General features: G+C 64.5%; 5 protein-coding genes and 1 pseudogene. 2 read left to right on the plus strand and 4 right to left on the minus strand.

Going from position 1 to position 4,441, the window contains the following annotated elements; genetic code table 11:
- The 3 genes from ACMGEZ_RS29535 to ACMGEZ_RS29545 all read right to left on the minus strand — a co-directional run.
- Positions 1-320 (minus strand): hypothetical protein (locus tag ACMGEZ_RS29535; RefSeq protein ID WP_436825835.1); only part of this gene is annotated, 320 nt, incomplete at its 3' end.
- A 156-nt stretch (positions 321-476) separates the two neighbouring features.
- On the minus strand, positions 477-719 hold the full coding sequence (locus ACMGEZ_RS29540; protein WP_436825836.1) for a hypothetical protein: 243 nt from the start codon (positions 717-719) through the stop codon (positions 477-479).
- Between the two features lie 516 nt (positions 720-1,235).
- A complete protein-coding gene (locus tag ACMGEZ_RS29545; protein ID WP_436825837.1) occupies positions 1,236-2,036 on the minus strand; it encodes a helix-turn-helix transcriptional regulator in 801 nt (266 codons plus the stop codon).
- A 171-nt stretch (positions 2,037-2,207) separates the two neighbouring features.
- Between ACMGEZ_RS29545 and ACMGEZ_RS29550 the strand changes: the two genes are divergently transcribed.
- Positions 2,208-3,368, plus strand: coding sequence for a helix-turn-helix transcriptional regulator (locus ACMGEZ_RS29550; protein ID WP_436825838.1), 1,161 nt, complete (start codon positions 2,208-2,210; stop codon positions 3,366-3,368).
- Between the two features lie 227 nt (positions 3,369-3,595).
- On the plus strand, positions 3,596-4,057 hold the full coding sequence (locus ACMGEZ_RS29555; protein ID WP_436825839.1) for a hypothetical protein: 462 nt from the start codon (positions 3,596-3,598) through the stop codon (positions 4,055-4,057).
- Positions 4,058-4,204: 147 nt separating this feature from the next.
- On the opposite strand, the pseudogene ACMGEZ_RS29560 reads toward ACMGEZ_RS29555, so the two are convergent.
- A pseudogene (locus ACMGEZ_RS29560) lies at positions 4,205-4,362 on the minus strand (IS5/IS1182 family transposase); the annotation flags it as partial.
- Between the last annotated feature and the right edge of the window lie 79 nt (positions 4,363-4,441).

Genomic DNA, 4,441 nt, shown 5'->3' on the forward strand with positions numbered 1-4,441 from the left:
TCGAAGGAGCGCCACGAGTCGGTGACGCCGTGCAGCGAGATGACCGGCGTGCCGGAGCGGGCGCCCTGTTCGGCGAACTCGAGCCGCACGCGGCCGGGGAGTTGGATCTGGCGAAGGGTGAGTTTCATCGAGGGTTCCTCAGGAGCGGGTGGGGACCGGGACACGCCGCTGGCGAGCAGCATGTCGAGCACGCGGGCCGCGGCGCCGTCCCAGAAGCCGGTGGCATGCTCGAAGCGGATCAAAGTCACGGCGACGCAGGCGATGAAGTTTGCGCCCGCAAAGGGCCTCGGGGATGTGCGTTCTCGCACCTCGGCGTTCATGTCGTTGAACAATGCGGCCTGGCGCTTGGCTCGCCCATACTGGGGACAAGGCTTCGCCACCGAGGCAGCTCAAGCAGCCCCTGCATCGCTCGGCCAGCCGGACAGCAATCACAGGGCTCGCACGGACACGGGCGCACGTTCATGTCCAACGTGTCCTCACGGCAGTGGCGAAAGGCATCGCAGGCGGGCTTCGTACGCTTCCCATGCACGGATGCGGTTCTCGAGGTCTTCGTGATTGACCGATCGCGAGAGATAGCGTTCTCGCGGGTCGGCTGTGCCGGCCGCGCAGCGCCGCGTAAGAGCTGCGACAGCACGCTTGAAGGCGCCGTGCACGGACGGGCTGGGCGCCTCGACTGCGCTGGTCGACAGGGCGGGTGGGAGGATACGGCTCATGTTCATAGTGCACTCCTGGGGTTGGAATCGCGTGTTGACGAGGGGAAGCCTTCTTCGCCATGGCCACTCTTTTCTTGAGACTGCAAGCGCAGGCAGGAGACGTTTCGTGACGAATGGAGGCAGATGCACGCCGGCGTCCGTCCGTCCCGGCTCGACGTCGGTCGTCTGTCGGACGGACGCAAATCGAGCTGCATGTCGGTCAGCCGGAGTGCGCCGTGGTCGGCGTTGTCAGACCAGGCCACCACCGAGTCCCCGCTGCGCGTTCGGCCAGCACTGGAAGAAGGGACCGCGCTTCCGACGTTCAGAGGTCACCAGCGCCAGACGCACGGCGGTGAGTAGGCTTGCCACGACAAAGCCGCGCGGGGAGCATCGCGACCGCCGGATCGGAGGCATCAGCGGAATCGGCGGCAATGGGAGCATGCGCATGTCGTCTTCCTAAGCGGAACGGTGAGGTCCCGAGCCTAGGGAGATCGCACGCTCAAGGAGTCATCGGAAGCAATGACGCGTGGAGTCGCCGCACCATCAATCGAGGTTCGATCGGATGGCTTCGGGCAGACGCCCGAGCCAGAGGGAGGTCAGCGCCGCCCGGTTATGGACACCGAACTTGGCATAGATCGACTTCACATGGATGTGCGTCGTGTTGGGGCTTTGGCCCAGGATGGCCGCGACGGCCTTCTCCGTCTTTCCGTCGAGCAGTCGCAGCAAGACCCTGTGTTCCATCGCAGTGAGCGGCGCATTCGCGATGAGGAGCCCGTGGCTGAGCAAATGCTGGCGGTAGAACCAGCGCAGCCCGCGAAGCGCTAGGCCGAAAGGGTCCTTGTCCGCTGATGAGAACCGGGGAGCTTCCGTGCTGCGGAAGATGAACAGGTGCACCCGCACATCGTCGTTGACCGCACAACGCATCGACATGCTATCCGCGTGTCCGACAGCCAGATAGTGGCGCTGGTAGTGTGGACCGTCGAACCACTCCGGAGGCAGCGCTTCAAACAGGAGCCGGGTGCGGAACGGTTCCTCGCCGGACACGGCAAGGATCTGTGAGAGGTCGACAGACGGCGCCCACAGGGCGTCGAACTGCTCCTGGACCGAAGCGGCAATCGGCGGCAAAGGCCGCAGGAGCCGGACGAATCGCGGACGCCAGCCGTTCAACGCGTCGCCCGACGCAGGGCTTGGCAGCCGCACGAGCACCGACCAAAGTGCGTTGTGGGCGCCGAAGATCGAGCAGAGGCTGCAGAGCAGGTGCTCGAGCGCTTCATCGCCCTGGTCGATGGGGAAATTCGCGAGCTTGTCCCACAGCGCGTAGATCGCCTCCGTGAAATCGTTCATTGGAGGCCGGGCGGGGCGCGCAACTCCTGCATTCAATTGGTCACCTGTTTAGGTTATTACGCGATGCGGCCCACCCGCCTACGATCACTCGATGAACCAGCCCACCATCGTACGGCATCGTTTGACGGACCTTGCGCCTCGGGTTCGGGCGTCATGTCGGAATGGCGTGCGATGACGGGCCTGGAAGGGATCTCCGCCGCCGAGCTGTCGGAGCTGATTGGCGCGATCTACGACTGCTCCCTCGACCCGCAGCGGTGGGCCGCAACATGCGGAAGGATTGCGCAGCGTTGTGACAGCGTCGGGGGCGGCATCTGCGTGCACGACCTGAAGCAGATCCAGAACGACCAGCTGTACGTCTTCGGCTACGAGCCTGAGTTTCTGCAGAAATTTGGCGCCCACTACGCCGAGAGTCCGATGGCCGCGGCGGATGTCGTCTCCAACCTCGGCGACGTGAGCGCGCTGTCGATGGAGCGCTTCCATCTGCATGACAGCCGCTTCTACCGCGAAGTGCTGCAGCCATACGGGCTGCTCGACATCATCTGGTTTCCGGCGCTGCGCACCGGCGGTCGCGTGGCGTCGCTGCACGCGTCGCGCAGCGACAAGTCGCCGCACTACCAGCAGGGCGACCTCGCCCTGTTCGAGCTCCTTGCGCCGCACGTCTGCCGTGCTCTGGCGATTTCCGATGCGCTCGACATCCAGGTGCTGAAGTCCGAGGTGCTGGAGAGGACACTCGATGGCCTGGCGGCCGGCGTGTTCCTGGCGGCCCGTGACGGCCACGTCGTGTACATGAACACTGCGGCCGAGCGACAGGTCAAGTCGGGCACGGCGATGCGCCTGGTCAACAACCGGTTGTCCCCGGTCTATCCGGCCGCTCGTGCCGCGTTGACGCAGGCGCTCCAGGATTCATGCCGTGATGGTGCCGACATGCGCACCAAGGATCATGCGATCGGAATCCCTGACGGAACCGGCGGGGGCTACGTCGCCACCCTGCTGCCGGTTGCCGATGGCCGGCGCGGCGGGATCCTCGCACCGTTCGCGGCGAGTGTTGCCGTGTTCATCCAGGATCCTGTCCAGGCGCCGCTGATGCCGGGGGAGGCATTTGGACGGCTGCATGGGCTCACCGGCGGCGAACTGCGCGTGCTAATGGCGCTGTCGCAAGGCCTCGGCGGTACCGAGGCCGCCGGAATGCTGGGCGTGGGCGAGCCGACCATCCGCACCCACCTGCAGAGGATTTACTCCAAGACCGGCACGTCCAAGCAGGGGGATCTGCTGCGTCTACTGCACCACTCGACACCTCCGACGCGGCACCAGACGCGCCTGGCAGGCTGCTGAAGTACCAAGCGCGCCGAACGCATCCTGCGCACTGAAGAAGGCGGTTGGGTGATTGCGACGCTCCAGGCTCGTTGCCTTCGCCGTTTTCGCCGTGCCGAGGTGCTCTTTGGGCTTTCGTGGACCCGCTACGAGGCCAACGGACGGGCCCCGTCATCGCTTCCGATGACGCGCCGGCTGCGGTGATCACCTACGCTCCCTCACCAATACAAAGAATACGAAAGCCAGCCATGTTCAACCGTACCGTTCGAAGCCTGTCCGCACTAGGCGCATTCATACTTCGACTCTCAAAGAAGCGAGCGCAACTGATCGGAGCTTTCGCCACGGGAATGCTTTTGTCCGGCGCTCTCTCGACATTCGCGGTGAATAGTTCGACCGTCAATGCCACGGCACCACGCAAACCTGCACGGTCGGCCGCAGCAGTCCCGATCATCGTCGCGGCGCAATCCAAACTCGATCTACTGCGCAACGAAGCGGCCAGTGGGGACGAATTTTCAAACCGGGCGCTCTCCGTCGCTCTGATGGACAAGTTCGACTTGACCGGTGACTCGGATGATCTCTACGAGGCCATGGTTTGGGTCGACAGGCGGTGGAACGCGTTCGGCAACTCGGAAATGGCTGAGCGTGTCTTCGCGCAGTACTGCGAGCACCGTGTGGTGCGTTGGCACTGGTTCTGCGTTCTGGGCGAATGACAGAGGCGGGCCTACGGCGCTTTCGAGACCGTGCGTCGGTTCGCTGACGCTGCGGCCCGCCAATCGGCGGCTTGGCGGCCCTCGGCGTGGCCTCATGCAGCGCAACTCGCTGGCAGTCTTGCCCTTGCGGTACAGCCTCGAATCGGGATCGCGGTCTGCACGTTGTAGCGACTGCAGCTGGTTCAGGTGGCTGTGGATGGGGATCTTCAGCAGGACTGCGCGGTGGTACGACGGTCTGCCAGTGGCCGACGGCTGAGCACCCTCAATCCAAGCGCATGCAGCTTCAGTTCATCGACGAAGACGTCGAAGTATCAGTGCCCTGCGGGCCAACGGGCCATCTACAGGTTCAGCACGCTCGAGCGAAATGGCCTCCAAGCGCGCCTG

It is taken from the genome of Variovorax stachyos (genome assembly GCF_051400855.1).
Taxonomy (GTDB): domain Bacteria; phylum Pseudomonadota; class Gammaproteobacteria; order Burkholderiales; family Burkholderiaceae_C; genus Variovorax.